The following is a 26,389-nucleotide window of genomic DNA, read 5'->3' on the forward strand; positions in this document are numbered from 1 at the left end:
AGACGCATTGCGGCTGGGAGGATCTGAAGGCATGGGCTTTTGCCGTGCGGCGACGTCGCGTCGCCAAGCTTCGCTCCTATCTGGTCAGGCCCTAACGCGCGGCGCGGCGGCGCTCGCCATCATCGCTCTGGCGGGCTGCGAAACCGCGAGCGGCATCCGGCCGCCGGGACGCGGCATCGCCGAGATCGCCGACACCGACCCGAACTCCGCCTCCGTCAACATTAATTCGCTCACCGAAGTGATTCGGCGCAATCCGTCGAGCGCTGAGGCGTACGACACCCGCGGCGTCGCTTACGCTCGGGTCGGGCGGTTCCAGGAGGCGGTCGCCGACTTCACGCAGGCCATCAAGCTCGAGCCAAATAATTCGGCGGCCTACACCAATCGCGCGCTCGCGCTCCGCCAAATGGGCCAGAGCGACGCCGCCCGCGCCGACTTCGACCGAGCGATCGAAGTCAATCCCAAACATGCGCCGGCTTACGTCGGTCGCGCCAACCTGCTGCGCGCCCAGGGCAACCTTGATCAGGCGCTTGCCGATCTCGACCAGGCCATTCGCCTCAATCCCGAAAGCGCGCAGGCGTTTCATGCACGCGGGCTGATCCATCAGAAACGCGGCGATGATGCGCGCGCCGTGACCGATTTCGACAACGCCATCGACCGCGATCCCTTTGCGGCGGCGCCCTACCTGGCGCGCGGCGAAAGCCTGGTCACGCTCGGCAAATACGACAAGGCGGTCGAGGATTTCAACGCCGCGCTCAACGTCGACAGCAAGAGCGCGCTCGCGTGGGCCTGGCTCGGCGTCGCTTACGACAAGAGCGGCGACCGCTCCAAGGCGCGGGAATCCTTTCAGCGCGCGCTCACGCTCGATCCGCAGCAGCCCCTCGCCAGACAGGGCATGGGACGCGGCTAGCGCAGGTTCCGAAAAGTTGACGGACTTTTTCGATGGAACCTGCTCCACCATTTTGATTTTGAGCGATTCCTTATCGATCACATGATTCCATGTGATCGGGAAGCGCTCTAGTCTCGCGAGACGCGCTGGTCCTCGCGCCATTGCCGGTAAATCGCAATCGCGAAGGCGACGGCCAGCACCAGCACGCAGCCGGCAATCGAAAGCCCAAGTTCGAGCGCGCCGTGGTTCGTGACATGCACGAATGTGGGCAGGGCCGGGTCGGCGCCCGCCATGTCGCCCGCGACCCAGCCGAGAAGGCCTGCGCCGGCCCAGACCAGCGCCGGAAATCTCTCCAGCACCTTCAGCAGCGCGCCCGCGCCGAACATCACGATCGGCACCGAAACGAGAAGCCCGAAGACGATGAGATTGGTCGAGCCATGCGCCGCCGCCGCGATGGCGATCACATTGTCGAGCGACATCACGGCGTCCGCCATAATGATGGCGCCGACCGCGCTCCAGAGGTTGGGTTTGGCCTTGACGTCGGAATGCTCGGCTTCGTCGATCAGCAGTTTCACAGCGACGATGAGCAGCAGAATGGCCCCGACAATTTTCAGATAGGGTACCGCCATAAGCTCGACGACGACGAGCGTGAAAGCGATGCGCAGTATGACGCCGCCAAGCGCGCCCAGAAATACGCCCCAGCGCCGCTGACGCACCGGCAGTTGTCGGCACGCAAGCGCGATCAAAATCGCATTGTCGCCCGAGAGCAGCAGGTTGATCCAGATGATCTCGAAGACTTCCCAGCCAAGGCTGAATTCCGGAGACATGCGCGCTTCTTACCTGCCGGGCGAGGCCCATTGCTGCGATTGCCAACGAACGGAGTCGCTAGGACGAACCCGCCTCGGCGCAATCCGCCTGATGCATTGGCGATGGGCGACTGCGGTCACCCGATGACTGAAGCTTTTCATCTGGAGGCGCCGCGCATCACGCTCTTGCATTAGCGGCATTTTACCGAAGAAGGAAGACGTCGCTAAGCTTATGTAGCCGCCGATTTTTGGTTTTCGCGAGGAACAAGGGGCTTCACCCTGTGTTCTTTCGGGAAAGGCGCGGCAAGTTCGACAATGGCGTCGGTTAAGTGCGCGCTGCAGGAGGTTACTATGGGCATGGCACAGCCAAACGCCAACCTTATCTCCAGCGATAAGGTCGAAGGCACGGATGTGTATGACGCGGCCGGCAACAAGATTGGCGAAATCGACCACCTGATGATCGATCGCGTTTCTGGTTCGGTTCGATACGCGATTATGACCTTCGGCGGCTTTCTCGGCATCGGCGAAGGCGAGCATCCCTTGCCCTGGAAGGCGTTCCGTTACGACACCAATCTTGGCGGATACATCGCGGATGTGACGGAAGAGCAGCTGCAGAACGCTCCCGAATTCGCTGGCGAAGAAAGCTGGAGCGATCGCGATTGGGAAAGCCGGCTGCACAGAAACTACGGGTCCTCCCCCTATTGGGAAGACACGACGACGTCGACGATGTCGAGAGACCGGTGACGTCTAAGTGACTTTGACCGAAGTGGGAACCCGCGGTAGGGCGGAGCCGTAACTGGCTCCGCCCTTTTTGCCGCCTATATGGCGTCGAAAGGATTATCCGAAAGGTCTTTGAAATGCGCGTCGGAGCTGCCGCATTTTTGCTTTTCTGCGCTTTGGGCTGTGGCGTCGCCGTCGCGAGGGCGGAAGACCGTCGTAGCGCAGAGCAAGACCGTCGTAGCGCAGAGATAGAATCAACTCTCAAGCGCATCAAACTTCCTCCAGGCTTCTCGATTTCGCTCTATGCTCTAGCGCCGCGGGCGCGCACGCTCGCCATCGGGCCAGAAGGAAAGACGATTTTTGTCGGCGCCGAGGAGAAGGACGTCTATGCGATCACGCCCGGCGAGAAGACGGCCGCTGCGGTCGAACGCTTCGCGCCGTCCATGCCATTCACGATGCCGCATGGCGTTTGCTTCTCAAACGGGGGCGCGCTTTTTCTCGTTGAGCGTAACCGCGTCACACGGTTCGACGATGCGGAAAGCACATGGCGCGACGCGGCGGCGAACGCCAAGATCGTCGTAAAATCAGGCGATCTCATTCCAAGGAACGAAGAGAGCCGCGGCCATGCCTCCCGCGTGTGCCGCGTCGGACCTGACGACAAGCTCTACATTTCCCTTGGCCAGCCGCACAATGTCACGCCGCGAGACAAGCTCGCGCTTTACGAGAAGACGGGAATCGGCGGCATCATTCGGATGAATCTCGACGGATCGCAGCGCGAAGTCTTCGCGACCGGCATTCGCAATTCCGTCGGCATGGCGTTCGACGCGGACGGATCGCTCTGGTTCACCGACAATCAGGTCGACTCGATGGGCGACGATCGGCCGCCTGGCGAAATCAATCGGGCCGACAGACCAGGACTGAACTTCGGCTTCCCCTGGTATGGCGGCGGACATGTGCGCACCAATGAATATGCGCGCGCTGAGCCGCCGAAGGACGTCGTCTTCCCTGTCGTGGAGACCGCGCCGCATGCGGCCGATCTTGGCATGATGTTTTACCGCGGCGACATGTTCCCGAAGGAATATCGAGGCGCGATGTTTTACGCGCAGCACGGATCGTGGGACCGGAGCGTCCCGATCGGCGCGCGCGTGATGGTCACGCGCGCCGGGACGACCGCGAGCACGCCATTCGCGGAAGGCTGGAACACCGGCTCCGGATACTATCTCGGCAGGCCGGTCGACGTTGCGGAACTTGCGGACGGCTCGCTTCTCGTCACCGACGACCAGAACGGCGCGATCTACCGGATCACCTACCAAGCGCCGTGAGGCGCGTCGTCAGCGCGCGCCCGTCATGACCCGTGCAGAGCGCCTCAATCATTCGACTCGCGTCAACGTCAGGCGTGTGCGCGAGGGTGAAATCGGCGGCGCGGCCCATTCCGCCGCGCTCGCTCAAGAGCTGCAAGGTCCTGCCGATCTGCGCATCGAGATGGCGGCGCAGCGCGGCGTCGCCCTTTTCCCGCAATCGCGCCGCGCGCTCTTTGGCGATCTGCGGCGCGACTTGCGGCATGCGCGCCGCCGGCGTTCCCGGACGTGGCGAGAAGGGAAAGACATGGAGATGCGTGAGATCGCAGGCATCGACGATGTCGAGCGTTGCGTCGAACATCTCTTCCGTCTCGGTCGGAAAGCCGACGATGAAGTCGGCGCCAAAGATGATGTCGGGCCGCCGCTTGCGTAGCGTGCGGCAGACCTCAATGGCGCTCTGTCGCGAGTGGCGGCGCTTCATGCGTTTCAAGATCAGATCGTCGCCGGACTGCAGCGACAGATGAAGATGCGGGCAAAGCCGCGAATCTTCCGCGAAAGTTTCGACGAGATCTTCGTCGACTTCAATGCAATCGACCGACGAGAGACGTAGCCGTTCAAGCTCCGGAAGGCGGCGCAGCAGCAGACGCACGAGGCGCCCGAGCGTCCAATCTCCGCCAAGGTCGACGCCGTAGCTCGTGAGATCGACGCCCGTCAGCACGATCTCCTTCTTGCCGCTCGCGACAAGCGCGCCGGCCTGCGCGACGACCTCACCCGGCGGCGCCGAGCGCGCCGCGCCGCGTCCGAAGGGAATGATGCAGAAGGTGCAGCGATGATCGCAGCCGTTCTGCACGGCAAGCAGACCGCGCGTGCCTTCAACGCTCGCAAGCGCGCGATTTGGCGCATGTTCGGCGAGAACCCGCGTCACCCCTTCAATCTGGGCGAAGCCTGGAGGATCGAGCCGCGCTGCGCAGCCCGCGACGACGATCTCGGCCTCTGGCCGCTCACGATGCAAGCGGCGGATCGCCTGACGCGCTTGCCGCGTGGCCTCGCCAGTGACGGCACAGGTGTTGACGATCACCGTCTCGCGCGCACTGGCGTGCGCTTTGGCGAGCTCCTGCGACTCGACGGCGTTAAGCCGGCACCCGAAGGTGACCACCTCGGCGTTGCGAAGCGGCGCGTTCACGCTAGGGCGCCCTGAAAGATCTGGGGATCGAGCCTGGTTTCAAATTCGAATTCGACCGGCCCCGTCATCAGCACATGATCGTCCGTCCGCCATTCGATCGTGAGATCGCCGCCCGGCAGGCGCAGACGCGCCGTGCGCTCGCCGAGCCCTGCGCGCGCGGCGGCGACGAGCGTCGCGCAGGCGGCCGAGCCGCAGGCCTTGGTCGCGCCGGTTCCGCGCTCCCAGACGCGCAGCAAAATATCGTCGCGCGAAAGCATCTGCGCGAAGGAGACATTGACGCGTTCGGGAAAGAGCGGATGGCGTTCGATGCGCGGGCCAAGCGTCTCGAGATCAAGCTGCGTCGCGTCGTCGACAAAGAACACGGCATGAGGATTGCCCATGCTCACCGCGGAGAAGCGCGCCGGCGCGCCGGCGATGGGCGGATCGAGCGCGACCTCGCGCGTATCCTCCACGGCGCGGGCGAGCGGAATCTCGCGCCAGCCCAACCGCGGACGACCCATGTCGACAGTGAAAACCGTATCGGCTTGACGGCGCGTTTCGATGAGGCCGGCGTCCGTCTCCAGACGCAGCGTGTCCTTGCCTTCGCGCGCCAGCGCATAGGCGACGCAGCGCGTGCCATTGCCGCAGGCGGCGGAGAGAGAGCCGTCGATATTGTAGATGCGCATATACGCGTCGTCGCCCAGCCGGCGCGGCGTATGGAGCGCCATCAGCTGATCGAAGCGCAGGCCCGGCGCGTTGGCGATGGCGCGCGCTTCCTGCGGCGCAAGCTCGTGGTCGCTCCCGCGCAAATCGAGAACGAGAATTTCGTTTCCGGCGCCATTCATGCGCAGAATCGGAAGATGGTCGAGCGGATGCGCCATGGGGCAGCTTTTCGCCTATTCTCCGGAAGACGCGCTCGTATATAGAGAAGGCTGCGCCAAAGCGCCACTGCGGGCTCCCGCCGCACGCGCGTCACATGTGCGCGCGAAAAGGCCATGCTGGCCGTTTAGGAAAGCTCGACGATGGAAGAAGAACCGGGCTTGCTGGATAGCCTGCGACGCCATTGGCGCGCGCTGGCGGTCTTCATCATTCTGGTCGCGGGCGCCGCGATCTACTCCGAACGCGCGCTGGTTCCGGTCGCCGGCGTTGAGGACGCGGACACATCCGCCACGCCGCAAAAGCCTGCCCCGCCAAATGCGGCGCCAGACACGAAACCCGGCGAAACGAGCGACGCCAAGCCTGGCGATGTGAAACCGGAAGAGGCAAAGCCAGGCGACGCGGCGCCGCCCACTGCCCACGACGAAGCGGCGCAGGCCATGATGAGCCAGACCGTGACGGTCGACGCCCGCCCCGCCGCCGTCATCAAAGGACAGGGCAAGTGGGAGGACGCGGCGAAGACGATCAGCGAGGCGCTCGGCAAGCTCAACGACGCCGTCGGAACGGCGGGCCTTGCGGTCAACGGCCGGCCGTTCGCCGTTTTCACCAAAACCGACGACACGGGCTTCGCCTTCGAGGCGATGGTTCCGCTTGCGGCGGCGCCGGAAGGCAAGCCCAAGCTGCCCGAGGGCGTCGGCATCGGCGCTTCGCCAGCCGGAAAGGCGCTCAAATTCCAGCATCGCGGCGCCTATGACGAGATCGAAGCCACCTATGAGGCGATCGCCGCCTATCTCGATGAGAAGGGGCTCGATACGAAGGATCTCATTCTCGAGGAATATCTCACCGACTTTAAGGGCGACGACGCGAATGTCGACGTCGATATTTATGTGTTTTTGAAGTGAGCGGTTGCGAATCCATCCATCGATGTTATAACTAAATTATAACATCGATGGATGTGCCATGCGTAGCGCGTTTCGAAAAATGGGAAACTCTACCGGTTTGATCATCCCCAAGCCGTTCCTTGCCGAAATTGGGGCGGATGTCGGTGACGACGTCGAATTGACTGTCGAGAAAGGCCGTCTTGTCGTCACGCCGCTCAAGACGCGCGTTCGCGAGGGTTGGAGCGATGACGCCCGCCGTATCGCAGAGCATGGCGACGACGCGCTTCTATGGCCGGAGTTTGGCAATGAAGGCGACGAAAAACTGACGTGGTGAAGCGCGGCGAAATCTGGCTCGCTGCGCTCGATCCGACGGTCGGGAGCGAGATTCAGAAGACGCGGCCATGCTTAATTGTTTCGCCGCCGGAAATGCATGACCATTTGCGCACCGCGATCGTCGCGCCGCTGACAACGGGAAGCCGCCCCGCCGGCTTTCGCGTCGCGCTGACGTTCAAGGGCAAGCGCGGGCTCGTGCTGCTTGATCAAATTCGCGCAATCGACAAGCAGCGGCTCGTGAAGCGCCTGGGCAAAGCGTCCGAATCTACGCTCGCGGCGGTTCTCGTTGGCCTTCGAGAGGTCTTTGAAGATTAGCCGTTAGCTTCAAAGAATTTCAATATTTAAGCAAGTTAACACCAAGAGCGACGAAGCGTGCGACCATGAACGCTTCGTAGCTCTAGAAACCCGCGCCGTTACATCCACGGTCGGCATTCCAGCGACTGCACCGTCCATTGCGAAGAGTTACGTTTAGATGCCTTGCATATGCTCTCGGATCATACTCATTCGTTCTCCACTAAAGCCGAATGATCCACTAAGGTGAGGCAGAAAAAACCAGGGACGCGTTCCATCGGTCTTGGCGATCAACAGTCGTGCGTCGCCGCTATTAAGGTCTAACCTGCCGTCGTCCAGAGGAGACAAACCGTATAGATCAGAGACAAGACCCAAATCTCTTAATCCCGAGACGACAATGGCCTTCGGGTGTCGCTCTTTGAACATCACTTCGTTTTGCTCTTTGCAAAACAAGAGCACATTCTTTTTGAGGTCCTTCAGCCTGCCGAACTGTGCTTCCAGCTTGCCTCTGTTCGGCGAACTCCAGAAAAATAATTCCGTGTAGAAAATATCGGATGTTCCAAGGACTTTCCTTGAGCGCGTGTCCCAATTTTTCGCGCTCCTGTTCTTCTCAATTTTCCTGGCAACCCGGAAATCGTATGAGGAGCTCGCCTCCGTCGGGTAAATTTCTCCCGCGCCCCGGGGTGCGCGCGTCCAGTCCGCATCTGTCTCGCCGGGATTGATTCCCATCAATATGTATTCGCAACCTGTGACATTGTTGTCGATCGGAAGATCAAATAGGAAGTGATGAGATTTCATTAGCGAAGGGTGTTTGTCAGGGAATGTCCTGATCGCTTCGAGTGCTTGCTGGATCCGCTGGTTCTGCGCCATTTTTTCCTGTCGAGATGTATTTGCTCAAGCCGACGCGACCACTCGCCGCTTCGAAGATACTCAGCATTTAGATGCCGAGGTCAAGGACAGCTGAGAGTTCCGCGGTCACCGTGGTGCCAGAATCGCGACGGCGGAAAGCGCGGCGAGCCAATCATGGACTTTGCTCCTTTACGCCGGAGCGGTCCGAAAGGTCGGAAATTAAACGGCGCCAGAGTTCCGAAGGATTTTCGCTGAAAGCGATCTCGAATGACGGTTCGAACGCTTCGCCCGCTTCGAGCGCGCGAAGGAGCTGCAGGAACGCCGTCTCGTCGCGCATGCGCAGCCAGCCGACGAACATGCCCGCCTGCCGATAGGCGAGCCGCTGGCGCTGGGTGAGCGCATCGAGCTTCGGATCGCGCGGCGGTTCGCGCTCAAAGGCGAGCCCGGCGAAGTCGATCCATCGACGCTCGTCGAGCACGACGCGATAGCCGTCGCGGATCGCCTGCGCGGCTTCGGCTTCGCTTACCCCCTCGGCGCCGCCGCCATGCGACGCCATCACCGCGAGTCCTTCCGTGAACCATTGCGGCGGACGCGGCGCGCCAAGCGGCCGCCAGCCCGAAAGATGCACATGCGACAGCTCATGCGTGAGAACGCCTTCCAGTCGACCGCGCTCGGCGCCGCAGAGCGTCGGCGACAGAAGCGCCACGCCGGCCCGCGTCACGGCGGCGATGCCTGGATCATCCATGGCGTTGGCGCTCGCGTAATTCTCAAAAGATGCGTAAACGCCGACGATCGGCGGCTGTGCAAAGGGGCGTCCGTGCGCGGACTCGATTTGCGCGATGGCGCGCGGGGCGATTTCCGCCACGACTTCGGCGCAGGCTCGCGCCTCAGGCTCATAGTGAACGCGCGCATCGTCCGCGAAAGCGGGCAGTAGGCGAGGATCGTTCCAGGCGACGCGCGCGGCGAGGCGAAGGTCCGGTCGCAGCGCCAGCGCCAGCATGGCCGCTGCGATGAACGCCAATCCGAACCCCCAAGCCTTCGCCATGATACGCGGCATGCCTGTCTCGCGACTGTTAGGCGGGTTTGTCGTCCGGCCGATATTCGAGAATGTCGCCCGGTTGACATTGCAGAATTTCGCAGATTTTTTCGAGCGTGTCGAAGCGCACGCCCTTCACCTTGCCCGACTTCAGCAGGCTCACATTCTGTTCGGCGATGCCGATGTGCTGCGCGAGATCGCGCGAGCGCATTTTGCGCTTCGCCAGCATCACGTCGAGATTGACGATGATCGGCATCAGACGATCTGCGCGTTTTCATCGGCGATGTCGGCCGCTGTCTTCTGGATATGGGCGAGCGCGAGGAGCGTCGCGAGCAGCATGACGGTCGAAAGATCCTCAGGTCGCAGATAGACCGACACCATATGCGCGCCCGCCGCCTTATGCGCCGTGAGGATGAGCGATGTTAGCGGTCGCGCGGCGATATCGACGAGCGCCGCGATGAGGCCTGCCAGCGCAAGGCAGCGCAGCCATCCGGCGGCATCGGGCGTGAAGATGCGCCCTTCGAGATAGCCCGAGAACAGTCTCCAGCCGGCGTAGCAAGCGACAACGAGCAGCGTCCAGATCACGAAGCTGACGCCGAAGGCCGCAAGCCGCTGATCGGCGGACAGGCCTTCGACATCAACCTTCAGCGACGCAAATCGCGAAACGACCAGCGACTCGTCGCTCCAGAACGTCGCGATCGTGAAGAGAATCCAGAGGCAATAGGCGACGAGCGCAACGCGCAGCGTTTGGCAGAGCCAGCCGATGCGGCGGCGCAGCGAGTCGAGGCGACGGTCATCAAAGGAAGAAAGGGCAGGGAAGTCGGTCATAGCGGTCTCCTTATGTCGCTTACGTTGACACAAGAAAATTTTAATGTCAAACATTAAAAACTAATCGAAAAACATGAGGCATTCTATGTCGTGCATTGTTCGTCGCCTGTCTGGCCTGGCGCTCGCCGCCGCCTTGCTTGCCGCCTGCAGCCATGTGCCGGTCTCAACCATGTGGGCGCTGCGCAATTTCGACGCCGCTTCCGTCGATCCGGCCGTGCTGCGCGCGGCGGTGCGACTGCCTGAAAGTTTCGAGCCGCAGAAGGGCGGCGTGACTCTGAAAATCGGCTGGTGGCGCGACGGCGAAGAAAACGCGAAGCATGAGATGATTTTCGCGCTTAGGGAAACGACCGCGCCGGAAGACGTCGCGCCGCTTTCCGGCGAGCGGAAGGCCGGAACGCGCCTCTATGCCTATCGCGTCGACCCGGCCGATTATGCGGCGATCCGCGCCCGGCAGAAGGAATTTCTGGAAGAGAAGGCGCGCGATCCCGGCAAGACGCATGGTTCCTTCGGCGTTGGCGCCGACGCCTGCCGGCGCGGCGACTTCCCGGAAGGTCCGCTGCTGACGACGACTTATTTGCGCACGCAGCCTTCGGGCCCCTATCTCACGGTGCTCAAGAATCTCGACATGCGCGAAGCGGCGACGAAGGAAAAGCCGCTCGATCAGCTCGTGCCGCCTTGCGAGAAATTCGCTAACCGCGCCGAGACGCTGATGGTCGTAAACCGTTAGGCCGCCCGCGCCTTCTCCATCATCTCGACGAAGCGGCGGAAAAGATAATGGCTGTCCTGCGGGCCGGGCGAGGCTTCGGGATGATGCTGCACCGAGAAGGCCGGGCGGTCGGTGAGCGCAATGCCGCAGTTCGAGCCGTCGAAGAGCGAACGATGCGTCTCGACGGCGTTTGCCGGCAGGCTGTCGCGATCGACCGCGAAGCCGTGATTCATCGAGACGATCTCGACCTTGCCGGTGGTGAAGTCCTTGACCGGATGATTGGCGCCGTGATGCCCTTGCGGCATTTTCTTCGTCTTGGCCCCGACGGCGAGCGCCATCATCTGATGGCCGAGACAAATCCCGAAGGTCGGCACCTTCGCCGCGAGCAGGTCGCGGATCACCGGCGCGGCGTATTTGCCGGTTTCGGCCGGATCGCCGGGACCGTTCGAGAGAAAGACGCCGTCGGGTTTGAGCGCCAGAATTTCGCCGCTCGTCGCGGTAGCCGGCGCGACCACCACTTCGCATTCCTGTTCGGCGAGAAGCCGCAGGATGTTGCGCTTCACGCCATAGTCGATCGCGACCACGCGATACCTCGGCGCGCCGTTGCGCGCGCCATAGCCGCCGCCGAGTCGCCATGTCGTCTCGCGCCAGTCGTAGCGCTCCTTTGAACCGACGCTCGGCACCAGGTCCATGCCGTCGATCCCCGGCCATGCGGCGGCCCTGGCTTTCATCGCCGCAATATCGAAGCGGCCGTCCGGCGCATGGGCGATGACGGCGTTCTGCATGCCGCGTTCGCGAATGAGCGTCGTCAGCGCGCGCGTATCGATGCCGCACATGCCGACAACGCCGCGCGAGGCGAGCCAGTCGGCGAGCGGCTTCTGGGCGCGGAAATTCGAGGGGTCGGTGCAGGGCGCGCCGAATATGGCGCCGACCGCGCCGGCGCTCTTGTCGAGATCGACGGTTTCGACGTCTTCATCGTTGGTCCCGACATTGCCGATGTGGGGGAAGGTGAAGGTGACGATCTGCGCGGCGTAGGACGGGTCCGTGAGGATTTCCTGATAGCCGGTCATGGCGGTGTTGAAGCAGACTTCGCCCACCGCTTCGCCAACGGCACCGAGCCCATATCCTTCGATCACTTCTCCGCTGGCGAGAACCAGAACGCCGGTGTGGAGGGGTTTCTTCCAGCCGTTATTTTGATCGAGGGTCATATAGGTCTCAGCTCTCCGGCGCGTCGCTGGCTTGACAGCGCTCTCGCCGCGCGTCATGGCCGGACTTGATCCGACCATCCACGGCTGCGGCGCCAACTGGACGCCCGCGACAAGCGCGGACATGACGCGATTGGCTGTGATGTAATGCATCCGCCCCGGAATTGGAAACCCCAAGGACATAACATGCGCGAGAAGATAGCGGCGGACCTCAAGACGGCGATGAAGGCGGGCGAGCGCGCCAAGGTCGACGCGCTGCGGCTCATCAACGCGGCGCTGAAGGACAAGGACATCGAGGCGCGCGGGGCAGGCAAGACGCTCAGCGGCGACGACGAGCTCGCGCTGCTCCAGAAAATGATCAAAAGCCGGCAGGAGTCGCTGGAAATCTATGAAAAAGCCGGGCGCGAAGACCTCGCGGGGAAGGAGCGCGGCGAAATCGCGGTGATTTCCGCTTATCTGCCGCAGCAGCTCTCGGAGGCGGAAGCGGCCGAGGCCGTGAAGGCGGCGATCGCCGAGACCGGCGCGGCCTCGATCAAGGACATGGGCAAGGTCGTCGCCGCGCTCAAGGCGAAATATACGGGCCGCATGGATTTCGGCAAAGCCAGCGCTGCGGTGAAGGCGGCGCTGTCGGGCTAGAGGCCACCGGCGGGCCCCCCTTCCGGCGCTTCGCGTCGCCTTCCCCCGCTAACGTGGGAGAAGGGAGAACGGCGCGATTCATGCCTTGCAACAAGAATTCGCGAGGCTGCAAGAATTCTCCAGCGTTAATGACGGCGCAATCTGCCCCCTCTCCCGCGAAGCGGGGGAGGGCTGGGGAGGGGGCGCTCAGCGCCAGAGCGCATAGAAATGGTGCGGCGGGCCGCGTCCCTCGCTCAATCGCAGCTGGTCCGCCGCTTCCAGCGCGCCCTCCAGCCAGACCTTTGCTGCGGCGATGGCGTCGATCAGCGACGCGCCCTTGGCGAGTTCGCAAGCGATGGCCGAGGAAAGCGCGCAGCCGGTTCCATGCGTGTTGCGCGTCGGGACGCGTCTTCCACGGAAGATGCGCCTCTCTCCCCTTTCGAAAAGAACGTCGACAGGTTCGCCCTCGAGATCGCCGCCCTTGACCAGCACCGCGTGGGCGCCGGCTGCGCAGAGGAGCCGCCCCTGCGCCGCCATCTCCTCGGCGCTGGTGGCGAGGGGCGTTTGCGTCAGCGCGCTCGCCTCATGGAGGTTGGGCGTCACGAGTCGCGCCAAGGGCGGGAGGCTCGAGACCAGCGCAGCCTCCAGCCCGGCCGAGGCGAGGCTGACGCCCTGCGTCGGAACCAAGACTGGGTCGAGCACGACGTTGCGCGCGCCGTAGCGCGCCAGCGTCTTGGCGACCGCGTGCGCGATCTCCGGCGTCGCCAGCATGCCGATCTTGATCGCGTCGGGAGAAATGTCGGACAGCACCGCCTCGATCTGCGCGGCGACGATCTCCGGCGCGACAGGATAGGAAGCGGTCACGCCCTGCGTGTTCTGCGCGGTGAGCGCCGTAATCGCCGCCATGCCGTAACAGCCGAAGGCGGAAAAGGTTTTGAGATCAGCCTGCACGCCCGCGCCGCCCGACGGGTCGGAGCCGGCGATGGAGAGAAGCTTAGGAACGGGCGCGGTCATGACAGGAATGTCCGCGCTTCGCGCCCCCAACGCAAATGGCGCTGATTAGCTGTGCAATTCGCGTCCGCCGGGCCAAGCCGGCTCCTTCTTTTCTTCGTAGTCGCTGTAGGCCTTTTTCAATCCTGTCAGAACCTCGGCGGAGGTCTCGAACATGGCCTTGAGCTGCGGCTCCTCGACCTTCTCGATATCCTCGCGCAAATGGTTGATCGTCTCCTGGAGGCGATTTTGAATTCTCTGAACGTGCTGGTGCGGATCGCTGTCGCTATGCAGGGTCATCGCCGTCTCCTGGCCATGCGTCTCGTTCCAAAGGGGAGTCAGGGCTTCAACCTGCTATGCGGACTGGAGTTCCGGCGTTTTGCCAGTTTCGTTCGGCCTGGGTTTAGACCGCGCGCAAGCTTTTCCGTGGGCTGCGCCTCCAGCAGACTCAGGGTTTCGGCAGGCTCAGCACGCCGGCGTCGCCGTTCTCCGCGCCGAAGGCGAGACGCGCGCCCTTCTCGTCCCAGGCCAGCGCGCTGATCCGCGCGCGGTCATCATCCTGCGCCGGACGGCGAACCAGAATCTCTGATCCGTCCGAAAGCCGCGCCAGCATGATCAGGCCGTCGTCGTAGCCGATCGCCAAGACCAAAGCGGCGGGATGGAAGGCGACGCGCGTCACGATCGCCGAACGCACGCCGCATTCGCGCGGCGCCTGGCCCATCGGACCGTCCTTGCCCGAAAAGGGCCAGACGATGCAGGCGTCGGCGCCTGAGGTGGCCAGCCATTTCCCGTCATGCGACCAGGAGAAGCTGCGAGTCTTTCCGGGATATCCGGCCATCCGCATGTGCTTGCCGTCGGCGAGGCGCCAGCCGTGCAGCATATTCTCCTGCATCGAGGTAACGAGAAAGCGCCCGTCGGGAGAGATCGTCGCGTCAAGGTGCGAGCCGGCCCAGTCGAGCGCTTCCGGCTTGCCGGCGTTCGGAAACCACAGCGTCGCGCCGCCGTAATGGGCGATCGCCAGCCGATAGCCTTTGGGGAAGAAGGCGAGGCCGCGCGAGGTCGACGGCAGATCCAACGACTTCGCGTCGCCCTTGGCCGAGCGTGCTCGCGCCACCTTTCCTGCTGTCCACGCCACCGCGCCGCCTCGCGCGGCGACGGCGTCGATCCATTTGCCCTTTTCGTCGCCGATGACTTCGACGCCGCCCTTCGCGTCGGTCGCCACGACGCGCCCGTCGTCTCCGCCGGTGATAAGCCGGTCGCGGTCATGAGCGACGACGAGGATGGCCGCGTCTTGATGGGCCGGAATGCGGCGTCCCTCGGCGCCGTCGCCGAAATGCAGCGTCCCGTCGGCGAGCGCGAAAACCGGCGCGCCGCCGAGGAACGCCGCGGCTGCGACAGGCTCACGAAGCCCGAGGGATTCGACTTTGTCGACGAGCGTGGGAGACAGCGTCACGGCTAGGCTTGGTCCTCGGCAGGCGCGCTCCAGCCGATCGGCAGGCGCGGGCGACGTTTCCGGAATTGCCCGCGCATCACGAGCGCAAAGGCGATGGCGTCGAGCCCCGCGAGGGTCAGCCACCACAGCTGCTCGGCCGCGGGACCGAACAGGCAAATGGCGAATCCCGCGCCGAGGCCCCCCAGCAGGAAGGGCGCGAGCGCTGGACGCGATTGGCCGACGAACAGGCTGGTGCGGGCGGCGACGAGCGCCGCCGCGGCCGCGCCGAGCACGCCGAGATCGAACCAGATCTTGAAGATCAGACTGCGCGGCGTCGCCGGCGTCAGATAGCCGCCGAGCACGCCCCAGGTGGCCGCGCCAAATCCGTGTCCGATCAAGGTGCGCCAGCCATCCGCCTCGATCATCTGACCCCAAAAGGCGAGATGTCTGAAGAAGCCGGGCGGATGTTCGGGCCAGATCAGATGCGCCGCATAGGCGGTCAGCGGCGCGAGCAGCACGATCGCCGTCATGAGCGCTGCAAGGATCATGGACATCATTCGAGCGCGGCCGAAGGCGGCGGCGAAAACAGCCGCTCCGACGGCCAGCGCCGGGACGCCGTTCGGGGCGCCGGAAAGATAGCAGGCGATCACCGTCGCCACCGCGAGGGCGGCCGCCGAATACCAGCGGCCGCGGACGGCGAGGGCGCCCATGGCCGGCCAGACGAGCAGGGCCAGTCCGAGTCCGGCGCGGCCAAGCGGTCCGACATCGAGAATGTCGTCGAGCGTATATTGCGGCTTCAGCAGCAAAGTGACGGCGGCGAGCGCGAGCGTCGCCGCGGCGACGCCGATCGGCAGCAGGTTGAGATTCGAGGTTTTGGTGCGCAGCGGCAGAAATCCGGTGGCGAGCGCAACCAGGGCGAGCGTCGCCGTAATTTTGGCGAAGCGTTCCGCCGGTCCCTCGAACGGCGTCCAGAGCAGCGAAAGCGCCGTCCAGGCGGCGAGCAACAGCGCGGCGAGAAACGGCGGCGAGCGCAGGATCGCGCGCAGGGAGCGCCCCGACCCTTCCGCCGGCGTCAGTGTCGCGGCGGCGAGCAGCAGCGCCGCCCCGATCGGCAGCAGCACATAAACCGTCTGCCGCGCCAGAATTGGCGCGATGAGCGAGATCACGAACAGCAAAAACACGCCAATCCGCAGCAGAAGGCGAGAAGCCTCCTCTGCGGGTTCGTCGGCGTTGCGGCGCGAAAGGACAGACATGGCGAAGGTGCGCTTGAGTAGGGGATCTTTGATAGAGATTAGAACGAAATCGCCGGCGAGTAGCCTGCCGCAATGCAGTAAATCTGGGAAAGCCCCCGATTTTTGGGCGACTGTGGCGCTTTTGCCTGTTTCAGGCCGTTTGGCGCCATTCTTGGCGGACCGCCGCGTCGGGGTCGACCGCCAATTGATGGGGGCGCAGCTCCGCCGCTCGCGTCGGCGCCAGTCTGCCGAGCGCCCAGACGGCGGCGCCGCGAACAATGGCGGCGGCGTCTTCGATCAGCCGCTCGGCCTCGGCGGCAAGCTCGGGCCGGGCCGAATTGCCGATGGCGATCAGAACATTGCGCAAGAAGCGGTCCCGTCCGACGCGTTTGATTGGGGAACCCGAAAAAAGCGCTCGGAACGCCGCGTCGTCGAGGCGCGCCAATTCCGCCAGCGGCGGGGAGCCGAATTCGGGGCGCGCGGCGAGCTTCGCCTCGCGCCCGGCGCTCGCGTATTTGTTCCAGGGGCAGACCGCCAGACAGTCGTCACAGCCATAGACGCGATTGCCGATCTTGGCGCGAAATTCGAGGGGTATAGGGCCCTTGTGCTCGATCGTCAGATAGGAAATGCAGCGCCGCGCATCGAGTCGGTAAGGAGCTGGGAAGGCCGCCGTGGGACAAACGTCAAGACATTTGCTGCACGAGCCGCAATGATCGCGCTCGGGCGCGTCGGGATCAAGGCGGAGAGTCGTAAAGATTGCGCCCAGAAAGAGCCACGATCCGAATTCGCGTGACACGAGATTCGTGTGTTTGCCCTGCCAGCCGACGCCGGCCATCTGCGCGAGCGGCTTTTCCATGACCGGCGCGGTGTCGACGAAGACCTTGGCGTCGCCGGCGCCGGCGCCAGTGCGGCCGAGGATGAATCCGGCGAGCTGTTTCAGCCGGCCCTTGATGACGTCGTGATAGTCGCGGTTGCGCGCATAGACGGAGATCGTCGCGCAGTCCGGTTTCGTCAGCGACGCGAGCGGATCTCCGTCCGGCCCATAGTTCAGGCCGAGCATGACGAGACTTGCCGCCTCGGGCCAGAGCGCGCGCGGCGCGGCTCGCCGCTCCGCCGTCTCGCGCATCCAGGCCATGTCGCCATGCGCGCCGTCCCGCAGCCATTCGCGCAGCCGATCGCCCTGCTCCGGCGCAACATCCGCGCGCGCGAAGCGGCAGACGTCAAAGCCAAGCTCGAACGCACGGGCGCGAATGTCCTCCTCCAGCGCCGGAGCCGCAGACCGTCGAACATCATAACCTGCCGGCGAAGCCATCGATGCATTCGGGACAAGCGCCTGCATGTCAGCAGGGCGCTCGTAGAGGGATCGAGACGATGAACTCGGTCCCTGGATCGTGCTTTTTCATTTCGATCGTCGCACTGAGTTGGCGCGTAAATGACGCAATGATCCGCATGCCGAGCCCTTTTCGATTGCGAGGGTCGACGTCATCGGGCATTCCCGCGCCTTCGTCGCGCACGGAAACGATGAAATTCTCGCTGCCCTGGCGCGCGACCTTCACCGAAATGATTCCCGACTGGCTTTCGTAAGCGTATTTCGCCGCATTGGCGATAAACTCGTTGACGATCAGCGCGGTCGAAACCGCCCGGTCGGTTGCGATGACGATGCCTTCTTCGACTTCGGTGCGCACGTCGCACTGCGCGACGCTTTCATCCAAATCGTGACACAGCCCTTCGATGTATTGGCCAACGTCCATGCACTCGATGTCCGAGCCACGAGACAGCTGGTCATGCGCCTTTGCGATCGCTTCGACGCGGTGAGAGGCTTCGTTGAGAAGTTCGGACACCTGTTCGTCGCCGGCGTCGTTGGCTTGCAGGCGGAGCATGCTGCCGACGATGGAAAGGCTGTTCTTCACGCGATGATTCATTTCTTTGAGCAGCGCTTCGTTGCGCGCGAGCGCCGCTCTTAGCTTGCGCTCTTCCCGCTCGCGTTCGATCGCCATGCCAAGAAGATTCGCGGCGCCCTGTAGAAAAGCGATGTCCTGCTCAACGAACTCGGCCGGCGAGCGGCTGTCGACTTCGAGGACGCCATAGGGCTTTCCGTCACCCTGCAGGATCACGTTCATTGCCCGGCGAACGCCGTGCTGACGCAGCAATTCGGGAGTCCTGAACCGCGTCTCCTTTTCGAGGTGATTGGAGATGACCGGTTGCCCGCTGCGTAACGCATATCCAGCAGGCGAGTCGAGATCCGCGCCGACTTTCGCGACGCCCACCACGCCGCGACTCCAGCCGACGCCGGCGCGCACCAGAAACTGGTTCTCGGACGGAAGCAGCTCCAGCACCTTGCAGAAGTCCGCGTCCAGTCCTTGCGCCGTCAGTCGCACGGTGTCCGTCAGCAGCTGATCGAGCGAAGCGCCTTGGAGGGCGGAAACGCCGAGCTCCGCCAATATCTCCTGCTGCCGAATGCGCTGCCGCAGTCCGCGCGACGCATCGCCGGCCTCAACTTTTTCACTCTCGCGCTCGTTGGGTGCGCTCATATGATGGCCCCGGATTGCGGCTACTTGCCTCACTCCACCCGATAGCTGTCAAGCGCGGCAGCAGTGCGACCTTGCGCCAGCGGCGCCTGAGCCTTCGGATCTGGCGCCGCCGACCGCTCAGCGACGTTAGAAATCCAGTTCCGCATAGTATCGGCCCGGCGTAAGTCCTGGGGCCCGATACGACAGCAGCGGACGAAACGCGGGGCGGGACTTGATGCGTTGATACCAATGCTTCGCCGCCTCATCCTCGTCCCACGGCGCATCGCCAAGATAATCGGCGCAGGAGATATGCGCGGCCGCTGCGAAGTCGGCATACGTCAAACGATCGCCCGCGAGCCAGTTGCGCGCATTGGTGAGATAGCCAATGTAGCGCATATGGTGCCGGATGTTGGCGCGCGCCACACGCACCACGTCCATATCGGGCGCGCCGCCCGGAGGCGCAAAGCGCTTGTAAACCTTCTCCGTGATCAGCCAGTTGGTGACCTCGTCGAAAAACTTGACGTTGAACCAGTCGACCAGTCGACGCGTTTCAATGCGCGCCGCCATTTCCTGCGGCAGGAGCCGTTGCGTGCCGCGTTCGGCGCCATAGGTCTCGTCGATATATTCGGCGATGAGATTGGCGCCGGGCGCGACAAGGCCGTTATCGTCAACGAAGACCGGCGTGCGGCCGGCGGGATCAAGCGCGAGGAATTCAGGGCGGCGGTCGCTCACGCGCTCCTCGATGAGCGTTGCGTCTATTCCATATTCGGAGAGGACGAGCCGGACAAATCGCGAATGGGGGCAGAGCGGGTGATGATAAAGCGTGGGCATGAGGCCTTTTCGAGCGGACGCGAAGCGACGATCGGGGCGCCGCCTTCTGTATGCTGGTTTGGGTTAGCGCCGCTAGCCGGCGGTTTTACGGCTTTGATGAGCTTTTTAGCGCGCAGCTTTTGCTAGGATATGCCATGATTCGTTTACTCTTCGCACTTTCGCTCGGCCTGACGCTGTTCGCCGCTGCGGGGAATGCCGATACGCTGAAGGACGGCGTTCCAAATCTCTCCGTCATTGGCGAGGCTTACGAGGATGTTGCGCCCGACGTGGCGGTGATGCGGTTCGGCGTCGTCACCGAGCGGCCGCTGGCCGCCGACGCCGCGGCGGAAAATGCGCGCGCGGTCGAAGCTATTCTCACCGAGCTCAAAAAATTAGGCGTTCCCGACGCTGAAGTGCAGACGCAAGGCGTAACGCTCGCGCCCGTCACCGTCGAAGAGCGAGACCCCAAGGCGGGCAAACCCAAGACATCACAAAAGTTTTTTCGCGCACGAAACGATCTGAGCGTGCGGGTGACGCCGATGGAAAAGGCCGGCGAGATCGCCGGCGGTCTGATCGACAAGGGCGTTAACAGCTTCGAAGGCATTGATTTCGAAATCGCGCATCCGAAGCAGCGGCTTGACGCATTGCGGCGCGAAGCGGTCAAGGATGCCGAGCGGCAGGCGAAGATCTATGCGGAGGCAGCCGGCCTTCGGCTGTCTCGCGTGATTGAAATTCGTCCGCTCGAGGAGATCGACGCGCGCCCGCGCGCCTATGCGGCGAAGGCCGCCGGGGCTCCCGGAGCCGCCGAGATTCCCTTGCGTCCCGGGCTGCAGCGTCTCTCGGCGCGCGTGAACATGGTCTGGGGACTCTCGCGCTAGTTTGCGTCTGCCCGTCGAAGCGGCGAAAGCCCGCGCCGCTGCTCGCAATTTGTTCGCTTGAAGCCGTATCGCGCTGCACAATTTCACGCTAAGCTCTGGTCAGCGACTGGTGGGCCGCAATGTGAGGGGTCGCGGATGGCGCATGTCATCTTTTACGAAAAGCCGGGCTGCGCCGGCAATGCGCGGCAGAAGGCGCTGCTCGTCGCCTCTGGACATGAGGTCGAGGTTCGGGACCTTCTGACCGAATCCTGGAGCCCGTCGAGCCTGCGTCCCTATTTCGGCTCCAAGCCGTTGCCGGAATGGTTTAACGCCGCCTCGCCGCGCGTCAAATCCGGCGAAATCGACATAGAGAAAGTCACGCCGCAGGAAGCATTGGTGATGATGATGCTCGATCCGGTGCTCATCCGTCGCCCGCTGATGCGCATCGGCGATCATTGCGAGGCGGGTTTCGACTCGGCAGCGGTCGACGCGTGGATCGGGTTGAAGCGGACCGATGAAACGGTCAGCGACGTGTGCGTGCGCTCCATCGCCAACGATTCCTTCTAGCCGGCTCAAAGGCGACTCGCCGCCGCGCGCGCGGCGCTGCTAAACCTCTCCAGATAAGCCATAATGTAAAAAGGACGCCGGTTCGGCCGTTCGGCAGCCATCTAATCGGCGTGGCCGGCGGTGAGTGTGGAGGAAGCTGCGGAGGAGGAGCCCTAAGCATGCAGCCTTCGGCGGAAGGAAAGGAATATTGGGCGATCGCAGCCGATGCGGCGCTTGAGCGCCTGGGCGCGACGCGTTTGGGCTTGAGCGAGGCTGAAGCCGAAAGGCGACTCGCCGTCCATGGCCTCAATCGCCTTCCGGCCGGCCGGCGGCGCAGCGCGCTCATGCGCTTCGCGCTGCAGTTCCACAACGTATTGATTTACGTGCTGCTCGCCGCCGCCTTCGTCACGGCGCTCATGCAACACTGGATCGACACCGCGGTCATCGTCGCGGTCGTCGTCATCAACGCCATCATCGGGTTCATTCAGGAGGGCAAGGCCGAAGAGGCCATGGAGGCCGTCCGCAACATGCTGTCGCTGCATGCGACGGTCATTCGCGACGGGCAGCGCGTCGTCGTCGACGCGACCGACGTCGCGCCTGGCGACATCGTCTATGTCCAATCAGGCGACAAGATTCCGGCGGACATCCGTCTCATCCGGGTCAAATCTCTGAAAGTGCAGGAGTCGGCGCTCACCGGCGAGTCGCTGCCGGTCGACAAGGACCCGGCGCCGGTCATGGCGGATGTGCCGCTCGGAGATCGGGCGCCGATGGCCTATTCGGGGACCGTCGTGACCTATGGTCAGGCGACGGGCGTCGTTGTCGCCACGGGGGCCGCGACCGAGATCGGGCGCATCAACGCCATGCTGTCCGAGGTGGAGACGCTCACCACGCCCTTGTTGCAGCGCATGGACGAATTCGCGCGCTGGCTCACCGTCGTCATTCTGGTCGTGTGCGCCGCCGTTTTCGCTTTTGGCGCGCTGGTCTGGGGATTCGACGTCGGCGAGATGTTCATGGCGGCGGTCGGGCTCGCGGTTTCGGCGATCCCGGAAGGATTGCCGGCGATCATCACCATTACGCTGGCGATCGGCGTGGAGCGTATGGCGCGGCGCAAGGCGATCATCCGCCAACTGCCGGCGGTCGAGACGCTCGGCGCCGTGAGCACGATCTGCTCGGACAAGACCGGCACGCTGACGCTCAACGAGTTGATCGTGCGCTCGATCGTCATCTCCGGCGGGACCTACGACACGACCGGATCGGGATACGATCCGCATGGCGGCTTCCTGCGCAATGGCAAAGACGTGGTGGTGCGCGAGGACATTCACCTGACCGCGGCTTTGCGCCCTCTTGCGCTCTGCAACGACGCCGTGCTGCGCGAGACGGACGGGGCCTGGAGCGTCGAGGGCGATCCGACCGAAGGCGCCTTGCTCGCCGCCGCCGTCAAAGGCGGCGTCAATCTGCAAGAACTGGCGCTGGAGTTGCCGCGCACGGACGAGATCCCCTTCGAGTCGCAGCACCGTTTCATGGCGACGCTGCATCACGACCATGACGGCGTTGGCTACATTTTCGTCAAGGGCGCGCCTGAGCGGTTGCTCGAAATGTGCTTCTGGGAGCAGGGCGTGCGAGGAGAGCAGCGTCCGCTCGACTGCGCCTGCTGGCTCGACCGCATCATTGAGTTGGCCACGCGCGGGCAGCGGGTTTTGGCGGTCGCCTCCAAGAAAGCCGAAGAGGGTCAGCAGCAACTCGCATTCGGCGACGTTGAAAGCGGGCTCGTCTTTGTCGGTCTCATCGGCCTGATTGATCCGCCGCGCCCCGAGGCCGTCGAGGCGATCCGCGCATGCGCGACCGCCGGCATGTCCGTCAAAATGATCACCGGCGACCACGCTGCGACGGCGATCGCCATCGCCCGCGAACTCGGACTCAACCGTCCGGATTCGGTGCTCACCGGGCGCGATCTCGATGCGATAGGCGACGAGGCGCTCGGCGAGGCGGCAAGCGCCACGACGGTGTTCGCGCGCACCAGTCCCGAACATAAGCTGCGACTCGTTCAGGCGTTGCAGAAGCGCGGCGAAGTCGTCGCGATGACCGGCGACGGCGTCAATGACGCGCCTGCCTTAAAGCGCGCCGACATCGGCATCGCGATGGGCGTCAAAGGCACCGAGGCGGCAAAAGAGGCCGCGGAGATGGTGCTTGCCGACGACAATTTCGCATCGATCGTACATGCGGTGCATGAAGGCCGCGTCGTCTACGAAAATTTGAAGAAGACGATCCTCTATATCTTGCCGACCAATGGCGGCGAGGGCCTCACGGTGATCGCGGCGATCGCCATGGGCGAGACCCTGCCGGTGACGCCGGTGCAGATCCTGTGGATCAATTTGATCACCGCCGTCACGCTCGGCCTCGCGCTCGCGTTTGAGCCGCCGACCAAGGGCGTCATGCTGCGTCCGCCGCGCCCGTCGGGCGAACCGATCCTCTCCCGCTATTTCGTCTGGCGTATCGTCTTCGTTTCTTTGCTGATGCTGATCGCGACCTTCGGTCTCTATGAATTGGAGAAGGCGCGGGGCATGGGGCTCGACAGCGCGCGAACGGTCGCGGTCAACACGCTCGTCGCCTGCGAAGTCGCTTATCTCTTCAACGCGCGTTTCCTTTCCGAGTCGTCGCTCTCGTTGAAGAGCCTGTTCGGCAGCCGCGCGGTGCTGATTTCCGTCGCCATCGTCGTGGTGCTGCAGGCGCTGTTCACTTACGCGCCCTTTATGCAGGCGCTGTTCAACACCACGCCGCTCGACCCGGAGATATGGTGGCATATCGCGGGCGCGAGCGTCGTGCTGTTCCTCCTCGTCGAGGTCGAGAAGGCCATTTTCCGTTCGCCCGCGGCGGCTCCTGCGCTTCGTGGCGTTCCTGCGGCGCCGGCGGCTGGCGCGGCCGCTGTCGTCGCGCCTGGCGATTGGGTCCGACCTGTCGTCGCCGGTCTATTGGGGCTGCTCATCATTGTCGCGAGCGGCGCGTTCTATCTTCACACGCGGGTCAGTCTCACGCGCGAAGAAGCGTCTGCTGGTCGAACGGTCATCGTCAGCGGCGTGATCGCCCCGGTCACGCAGACGCCGATCAATGCGCCTGCGGCGGGCGTCGTCGTGACGCTCTCTTGTGACGTCGGCGCGCAAGTGGAGAAGGGCGAAGCCTGCGCGGCGCTCGCGCCGTCTTCCTCCGACGAGGCTCTGGCGCGCGAGAAAAGCGCTCTGGCGGCGGCGGAGTCGCAATTGGCGCAGCGCGAGCGCGCGCAGGCGAGGGCGCAGGCGAATCTCGACAGACGGGAGGCGCGTTCAGCGCGTCGGTCCGCCAGCCGCAAGGCGCTTGCCGCGGCCCGAGGCGCCCTGGCGCGGGCGCAGGCGCAAATCGAACGCGCCGAAGCGGAAGTCGCTCTGCGCCGGGCGGCGGTGACGAAGGCGGAGGCAGGTCGCGCCGGCGCCGCGATTGTCGCGCCGGTCGCAGGTTTCGTCATAGAGCGAGCGGCTGCTGTCGGCGCGCGCGTTGAAACGGGCGCGCCGCTGTTCATGATCGGCGACGCCAAGACCGTTCGCCTTCATGCGAGGGTGGAGGGGGAGGGCGCCCTGACGATCGGGCCGGGCGCCAAGGCGCTGCTGACGAGCGAGTCCGTCCCTGGCCGGACATTTTCAGGAAAGGTGACCGAGGTGCGCCGCCCCGCGGAGCCGCAAGCGGGCGCGAGGGTCGACGTGGTGGTTGAGTTCGAGAATTCCGACCTCGCACTTCGACCGGGAACGGCGGCTTCGGCGCGGATCGACCTCGACGAGCGCGCCGCGACGTTAGGCGAAGAAGAAATTTGAGCCGCGGCGCCGGGCCGGTTGACGCTGGGAGCGTCGCCGCCGGTGCGGGGCCAGCCGCCGCCCCAGTGGCGACCGCCGGTCCCAACCGCTGCCATGGCGCAAGCCGCCGCCACGGACGTCCCATCCCCCCGTTCGATGAATCCTTGGTGCCCCTGGCCGGCACCTAACTACTGTCCGAGGCTGTTTCAGGCTGTTTGCCGAAACCCAATAAATCTGCGGCTTCTGAACACATAGCGTCTTCCCTTGTCCGTCACTGTATGTCACAATCCACGTCGATTTGTGGGACCAAACGTGGGACCGGCAAGGTGGGAAATCTCTCGGACAGGACGGCGCGGAGCGTAGGGCCGGGCAAGCATGCCGACGGCGACGGCCTCTATCTCGTCGTCTCGCCTGCCGGCGGCCGGAAATGGGTTCTGCGCTATCAGATGGACGGAAGGCGTCGGGATATGGGCCTCGGTCCCTATCCCGAAACATCGCTTGCCGCGGCGCGGATGGCGGCGCTCTCCGCCCGGACCAAAATCGCGCAGGGCGTTGACCCTCTGATGGCGCGGGAAGAAGCCCGGAAGGCGTCGCGGCCGATCCCTACCTTTGCCGATATTGCTAAAGATGTGATCGCAGAGGCACAGGCCAGGACGAGCAACGCCAAGGTCGCCTATCAGTGGGAACGCCACCTCGGGCCGGCCTATTGCGGGCCGCTGCTGGCAAGGCCGGTCAATGAGATTACGACGAGTGACGTGGCGGCGGTCCTCAAGCCGGTCTGGCGCAACAAGCCGGAGGTCGCCCGCAAGCTCTATCCCGCCATCCGGCGCGTTTTCGAAAGCGCCCGCATCGTGCTTCGTGACCAGCACGGCCTTTCGATCGACAATCCGGCCCGGTGGGACGATCTTAAAGCGCTCGGGTTCAGCGCTCCGACGCAGTTATCGCGCGGCCGTCATCCGTCCTTGCCTTATGAGCAAATGGCGGCCTTCACCGCGGCGCTTCGTCAACGAGACGCCATCGCCTCTCGGCTGCTCGAATTTCTGATCCTGACGAATGTGCGGACAGGGACGGCGCTCAGTGCCGAATGGCGCGAGTTCGATTTGGACGCGCGCGTCTGGACGATTCCGCCCTCGAAGCTGAAGGACAAGAAACACCGCAAAGAGCCGTTCCGCATTCCGCTTGCGCCTCGCGCAGTCGAGATACTGAAGGACCTTGAGGCCGTTCGGGTGTCGCGCTTCGTGTTCCCGAGCGCGACCGGCAAGCCGTTGAGCAATATGGCGATGCTGGTCCTGCTCAAGCGGATGAATAGCGGCGAGACAAAATGGATTGATCCCGCGAGCGACGGCAAGGCGATCGTTCCGCACGGTTTCCGGGCAGCCTTTCGGACGTGGTGCGAAGAGGTTGCGCGCTTTCCTCACGCCGTCGTTGAAGAGGCGATGGGCCATGTCGTCGGCACAAGCGTCGAGCGCGCCTATCGCCGGACGGACGTTCTGGAGCAACGGCGCCTATTAATGGAGCAATGGGCTGCGCATTGCGAGCCACGCTCCGCCGACAATGTTCTCAAGTTTCAGAAATCGGGCGGTCCCCCGCCTGATAAAGCGGCCGGGTGAGGTGCTGATCTCGCCTCCCCCGGCCTACCACAACGCGAAGGATAGAGGTTTCGCATCATGGCTAAACAATCTCTTATACCATCGCGGCGGGC

General features: G+C 63.9%; 27 protein-coding genes. 12 read left to right on the forward strand and 15 right to left on the reverse strand.

What is annotated here, in order from left to right:
• Nucleotides 1-31 precede the first annotated feature (31 nt).
• Nucleotides 32-907, forward strand: coding sequence for a tetratricopeptide repeat protein (locus IYW40_RS21175; protein ID WP_196402166.1), 876 nt, complete (start codon nucleotides 32-34; stop codon nucleotides 905-907).
• 107 nt (nucleotides 908-1,014) lie between these two features.
• Here IYW40_RS21175 and IYW40_RS21180 read toward each other — a convergent pair whose 3' ends face one another.
• Nucleotides 1,015-1,713: a TerC family protein gene (locus IYW40_RS21180; protein WP_109025401.1), complete on the reverse strand. Its 699-nt coding sequence runs from the start codon at nucleotides 1,711-1,713 to the stop codon at nucleotides 1,015-1,017.
• Nucleotides 1,714-2,043: 330 nt separating this feature from the next.
• Between IYW40_RS21180 and IYW40_RS21185 the strand changes: the two genes are divergently transcribed.
• Nucleotides 2,044-2,436, forward strand: coding sequence for a PRC-barrel domain-containing protein (locus IYW40_RS21185; protein WP_196402167.1), 393 nt, complete (start codon nucleotides 2,044-2,046; stop codon nucleotides 2,434-2,436).
• Nucleotides 2,437-2,549: 113 nt separating this feature from the next.
• Nucleotides 2,550-3,734 (forward strand): PQQ-dependent sugar dehydrogenase, encoded by a 1,185-nt coding sequence (locus IYW40_RS21190; protein WP_196402168.1) that lies wholly within the window; start codon nucleotides 2,550-2,552, stop codon nucleotides 3,732-3,734.
• Here the strand turns inward: IYW40_RS21190 and IYW40_RS21195 are convergent.
• Nucleotides 3,715-4,893 carry a MiaB/RimO family radical SAM methylthiotransferase gene (locus IYW40_RS21195; protein ID WP_196402169.1) on the reverse strand — a complete coding sequence of 393 codons (1,179 nt, stop codon included), beginning with the start codon at nucleotides 4,891-4,893 and terminating at the stop codon, nucleotides 3,715-3,717. The genes IYW40_RS21190 and IYW40_RS21195 overlap by 20 nt on opposite strands.
• Nucleotides 4,890-5,753 carry a diaminopimelate epimerase gene (gene dapF, locus IYW40_RS21200; protein ID WP_196402170.1) on the reverse strand — a complete coding sequence of 288 codons (864 nt, stop codon included), beginning with the start codon at nucleotides 5,751-5,753 and terminating at the stop codon, nucleotides 4,890-4,892. The genes IYW40_RS21195 and dapF overlap by 4 nt, the downstream gene beginning before the upstream one ends.
• 141 nt (nucleotides 5,754-5,894) lie before the next feature.
• On the opposite strand from dapF, the gene IYW40_RS21205 reads away from it, so the two are divergent.
• The 3 genes from IYW40_RS21205 to IYW40_RS21215 all read left to right on the forward strand — a co-directional run bounded on the left by IYW40_RS21205 (nucleotide 5,895) and on the right by IYW40_RS21215 (nucleotide 7,277).
• Nucleotides 5,895-6,650: a GyrI-like domain-containing protein gene (locus tag IYW40_RS21205; RefSeq protein WP_196402171.1), complete on the forward strand. Its 756-nt coding sequence runs from the start codon at nucleotides 5,895-5,897 to the stop codon at nucleotides 6,648-6,650.
• A 79-nt stretch (nucleotides 6,651-6,729) separates the two neighbouring features.
• Nucleotides 6,730-6,963 (forward strand): AbrB/MazE/SpoVT family DNA-binding domain-containing protein, encoded by a 234-nt coding sequence (locus tag IYW40_RS21210; protein ID WP_246720951.1) that lies wholly within the window; start codon nucleotides 6,730-6,732, stop codon nucleotides 6,961-6,963.
• Complete coding sequence (locus IYW40_RS21215; protein WP_196402173.1) at nucleotides 6,957-7,277, forward strand: type II toxin-antitoxin system PemK/MazF family toxin; 321 nt, start codon at nucleotides 6,957-6,959, stop codon at nucleotides 7,275-7,277. The genes IYW40_RS21210 and IYW40_RS21215 overlap by 7 nt, the downstream gene beginning before the upstream one ends.
• Before the next feature lie 153 nt (nucleotides 7,278-7,430).
• Here IYW40_RS21215 and IYW40_RS21220 read toward each other — a convergent pair whose 3' ends face one another.
• From IYW40_RS21220 to IYW40_RS21235, 4 genes are all read right to left on the reverse strand, one after another.
• Nucleotides 7,431-8,123: a hypothetical protein gene (locus IYW40_RS21220; RefSeq protein WP_196402174.1), complete on the reverse strand. Its 693-nt coding sequence runs from the start codon at nucleotides 8,121-8,123 to the stop codon at nucleotides 7,431-7,433.
• Nucleotides 8,124-8,274: 151 nt separating this feature from the next.
• A complete protein-coding gene (locus IYW40_RS21225; RefSeq protein ID WP_196402175.1) occupies nucleotides 8,275-9,159 on the reverse strand; it encodes a hypothetical protein in 885 nt (294 codons plus the stop codon).
• Nucleotides 9,160-9,175: 16 nt separating this feature from the next.
• On the reverse strand, nucleotides 9,176-9,394 hold the full coding sequence (locus IYW40_RS21230) for a helix-turn-helix transcriptional regulator (protein ID WP_196402176.1): 219 nt from the start codon (nucleotides 9,392-9,394) through the stop codon (nucleotides 9,176-9,178).
• Nucleotides 9,394-9,966 carry a DUF2975 domain-containing protein gene (locus IYW40_RS21235; protein ID WP_196402177.1) on the reverse strand — a complete coding sequence of 191 codons (573 nt, stop codon included), beginning with the start codon at nucleotides 9,964-9,966 and terminating at the stop codon, nucleotides 9,394-9,396. Before IYW40_RS21235 ends, IYW40_RS21230 begins: the two co-directional genes overlap by 1 nt.
• Nucleotides 9,967-10,051: 85 nt before the next feature.
• Between IYW40_RS21235 and IYW40_RS21240 the strand changes: the two genes are divergently transcribed.
• A complete protein-coding gene (locus tag IYW40_RS21240) occupies nucleotides 10,052-10,693 on the forward strand; it encodes a hypothetical protein (RefSeq protein ID WP_196402178.1) in 642 nt (213 codons plus the stop codon).
• Here IYW40_RS21240 and carA read toward each other — a convergent pair.
• On the reverse strand, nucleotides 10,690-11,880 hold the full coding sequence (gene carA / locus IYW40_RS21245; protein WP_196402179.1) for a glutamine-hydrolyzing carbamoyl-phosphate synthase small subunit: 1,191 nt from the start codon (nucleotides 11,878-11,880) through the stop codon (nucleotides 10,690-10,692). The genes IYW40_RS21240 and carA overlap by 4 nt on opposite strands.
• Before the next feature lie 183 nt (nucleotides 11,881-12,063).
• Between carA and IYW40_RS21250 the strand changes: the two genes are divergently transcribed.
• Nucleotides 12,064-12,513, forward strand: coding sequence for a GatB/YqeY domain-containing protein (locus IYW40_RS21250; RefSeq protein ID WP_196402180.1), 450 nt, complete (start codon nucleotides 12,064-12,066; stop codon nucleotides 12,511-12,513).
• 186 nt (nucleotides 12,514-12,699) lie between these two features.
• Here the strand turns inward: IYW40_RS21250 and thiD are convergent, their stop codons facing one another.
• From thiD to IYW40_RS21285, 7 genes are all read right to left on the reverse strand, one after another.
• The gene (gene thiD / locus IYW40_RS21255) at nucleotides 12,700-13,506 is read right to left on the reverse strand and encodes a bifunctional hydroxymethylpyrimidine kinase/phosphomethylpyrimidine kinase (protein ID WP_196402181.1); all 807 of its coding nucleotides are present in this window, start codon (nucleotides 13,504-13,506) and stop codon (nucleotides 12,700-12,702) included.
• Between the two features lie 45 nt (nucleotides 13,507-13,551).
• Nucleotides 13,552-13,782 carry a hypothetical protein gene (locus tag IYW40_RS21260; RefSeq protein WP_196402182.1) on the reverse strand — a complete coding sequence of 77 codons (231 nt, stop codon included), beginning with the start codon at nucleotides 13,780-13,782 and terminating at the stop codon, nucleotides 13,552-13,554.
• A 148-nt stretch (nucleotides 13,783-13,930) separates the two neighbouring features.
• Entirely contained in the window at nucleotides 13,931-14,935 is a 1,005-nt protein-coding gene (locus IYW40_RS21265; protein WP_196402183.1) for a WD40 repeat domain-containing protein, read from the reverse strand.
• A gap of 2 nt (nucleotides 14,936-14,937) precedes the next feature.
• On the reverse strand, nucleotides 14,938-16,167 hold the full coding sequence (locus IYW40_RS21270) for a hypothetical protein (protein ID WP_196402184.1): 1,230 nt from the start codon (nucleotides 16,165-16,167) through the stop codon (nucleotides 14,938-14,940).
• A 130-nt stretch (nucleotides 16,168-16,297) separates the two neighbouring features.
• Nucleotides 16,298-17,485, reverse strand: coding sequence for a tRNA epoxyqueuosine(34) reductase QueG (gene queG, locus IYW40_RS21275; RefSeq protein WP_246720952.1), 1,188 nt, complete (start codon nucleotides 17,483-17,485; stop codon nucleotides 16,298-16,300).
• Between the two features lies 1 nt (nucleotide 17,486).
• Nucleotides 17,487-18,677, reverse strand: coding sequence for a histidine kinase dimerization/phosphoacceptor domain -containing protein (locus IYW40_RS21280; RefSeq protein ID WP_196402185.1), 1,191 nt, complete (start codon nucleotides 18,675-18,677; stop codon nucleotides 17,487-17,489).
• 126 nt (nucleotides 18,678-18,803) lie between these two features.
• Nucleotides 18,804-19,487 carry a glutathione S-transferase family protein gene (locus IYW40_RS21285; RefSeq protein WP_196402186.1) on the reverse strand — a complete coding sequence of 228 codons (684 nt, stop codon included), beginning with the start codon at nucleotides 19,485-19,487 and terminating at the stop codon, nucleotides 18,804-18,806.
• 134 nt (nucleotides 19,488-19,621) lie between these two features.
• Between IYW40_RS21285 and IYW40_RS21290 the strand changes: the two genes are divergently transcribed.
• The 4 genes from IYW40_RS21290 to IYW40_RS21305 all read left to right on the forward strand — a co-directional run bounded on the left by IYW40_RS21290 (nucleotide 19,622) and on the right by IYW40_RS21305 (nucleotide 26,297).
• Nucleotides 19,622-20,344: an SIMPL domain-containing protein gene (locus IYW40_RS21290; RefSeq protein WP_196402187.1), complete on the forward strand. Its 723-nt coding sequence runs from the start codon at nucleotides 19,622-19,624 to the stop codon at nucleotides 20,342-20,344.
• Nucleotides 20,345-20,479: 135 nt separating this feature from the next.
• Nucleotides 20,480-20,890: an ArsC/Spx/MgsR family protein gene (locus IYW40_RS21295; protein WP_196402188.1), complete on the forward strand. Its 411-nt coding sequence runs from the start codon at nucleotides 20,480-20,482 to the stop codon at nucleotides 20,888-20,890.
• Between the two features lie 158 nt (nucleotides 20,891-21,048).
• The gene (locus IYW40_RS21300) at nucleotides 21,049-24,708 is read left to right on the forward strand and encodes an HAD-IC family P-type ATPase (RefSeq protein WP_196402189.1); all 3,660 of its coding nucleotides are present in this window, start codon (nucleotides 21,049-21,051) and stop codon (nucleotides 24,706-24,708) included.
• Nucleotides 24,709-25,013: 305 nt separating this feature from the next.
• The gene (locus IYW40_RS21305; protein WP_196402190.1) at nucleotides 25,014-26,297 is read left to right on the forward strand and encodes a site-specific integrase; all 1,284 of its coding nucleotides are present in this window, start codon (nucleotides 25,014-25,016) and stop codon (nucleotides 26,295-26,297) included.
• Nucleotides 26,298-26,389 lie beyond the last annotated feature (92 nt).

Source organism: Methylocystis sp. H4A (assembly GCF_015709545.1).
GTDB lineage: Bacteria > Pseudomonadota > Alphaproteobacteria > Rhizobiales > Beijerinckiaceae > Methylocystis > Methylocystis silviterrae.

Excerpts from the sequence above, each read along its gene's own strand:
- IYW40_RS21240 (WP_196402178.1), top strand. The coding sequence starts at position 10,052 with ATGTCGTGCATTGTTCGTCGCCTGTCTGGCCTGGCGCTCGCCGCCGCC.
- IYW40_RS21220 (WP_196402174.1), bottom strand. The coding sequence starts at position 8,123 with ATGGCGCAGAACCAGCGGATCCAGCAAGCACTCGAAGCGATCAGGACA.
- IYW40_RS21205 (WP_196402171.1), top strand. The coding sequence starts at position 5,895 with ATGGAAGAAGAACCGGGCTTGCTGGATAGCCTGCGACGCCATTGGCGC.
- thiD (WP_196402181.1), bottom strand. The coding sequence starts at position 13,506 with ATGACCGCGCCCGTTCCTAAGCTTCTCTCCATCGCCGGCTCCGACCCG.
- IYW40_RS21235 (WP_196402177.1), bottom strand. The coding sequence starts at position 9,966 with ATGACCGACTTCCCTGCCCTTTCTTCCTTTGATGACCGTCGCCTCGAC.
- IYW40_RS21300 (WP_196402189.1), top strand. The coding sequence starts at position 21,049 with ATGCAGCCTTCGGCGGAAGGAAAGGAATATTGGGCGATCGCAGCCGAT.
- IYW40_RS21180 (WP_109025401.1), bottom strand. The coding sequence starts at position 1,713 with ATGTCTCCGGAATTCAGCCTTGGCTGGGAAGTCTTCGAGATCATCTGG.
- IYW40_RS21270 (WP_196402184.1), bottom strand. The coding sequence starts at position 16,167 with ATGTCTGTCCTTTCGCGCCGCAACGCCGACGAACCCGCAGAGGAGGCT.
- IYW40_RS21185 (WP_196402167.1), top strand. The coding sequence starts at position 2,044 with ATGGGCATGGCACAGCCAAACGCCAACCTTATCTCCAGCGATAAGGTC.
- IYW40_RS21190 (WP_196402168.1), top strand. The coding sequence starts at position 2,550 with ATGCGCGTCGGAGCTGCCGCATTTTTGCTTTTCTGCGCTTTGGGCTGT.
- IYW40_RS21280 (WP_196402185.1), bottom strand. The coding sequence starts at position 18,677 with ATGAGCGCACCCAACGAGCGCGAGAGTGAAAAAGTTGAGGCCGGCGAT.
- IYW40_RS21260 (WP_196402182.1), bottom strand. The coding sequence starts at position 13,782 with ATGACCCTGCATAGCGACAGCGATCCGCACCAGCACGTTCAGAGAATT.
- IYW40_RS21210 (WP_246720951.1), top strand. The coding sequence starts at position 6,730 with ATGGGAAACTCTACCGGTTTGATCATCCCCAAGCCGTTCCTTGCCGAA.
- IYW40_RS21290 (WP_196402187.1), top strand. The coding sequence starts at position 19,622 with ATGATTCGTTTACTCTTCGCACTTTCGCTCGGCCTGACGCTGTTCGCC.
- queG (WP_246720952.1), bottom strand. The coding sequence starts at position 17,485 with ATGCAGGCGCTTGTCCCGAATGCATCGATGGCTTCGCCGGCAGGTTAT.
- IYW40_RS21250 (WP_196402180.1), top strand. The coding sequence starts at position 12,064 with ATGCGCGAGAAGATAGCGGCGGACCTCAAGACGGCGATGAAGGCGGGC.
- IYW40_RS21175 (WP_196402166.1), top strand. The coding sequence starts at position 32 with ATGGGCTTTTGCCGTGCGGCGACGTCGCGTCGCCAAGCTTCGCTCCTA.
- dapF (WP_196402170.1), bottom strand. The coding sequence starts at position 5,753 with ATGGCGCATCCGCTCGACCATCTTCCGATTCTGCGCATGAATGGCGCC.
- IYW40_RS21295 (WP_196402188.1), top strand. The coding sequence starts at position 20,480 with ATGGCGCATGTCATCTTTTACGAAAAGCCGGGCTGCGCCGGCAATGCG.
- IYW40_RS21225 (WP_196402175.1), bottom strand. The coding sequence starts at position 9,159 with ATGCCGCGTATCATGGCGAAGGCTTGGGGGTTCGGATTGGCGTTCATC.
- IYW40_RS21285 (WP_196402186.1), bottom strand. The coding sequence starts at position 19,487 with ATGCCCACGCTTTATCATCACCCGCTCTGCCCCCATTCGCGATTTGTC.
- IYW40_RS21230 (WP_196402176.1), bottom strand. The coding sequence starts at position 9,394 with ATGCCGATCATCGTCAATCTCGACGTGATGCTGGCGAAGCGCAAAATG.
- carA (WP_196402179.1), bottom strand. The coding sequence starts at position 11,880 with ATGACCCTCGATCAAAATAACGGCTGGAAGAAACCCCTCCACACCGGC.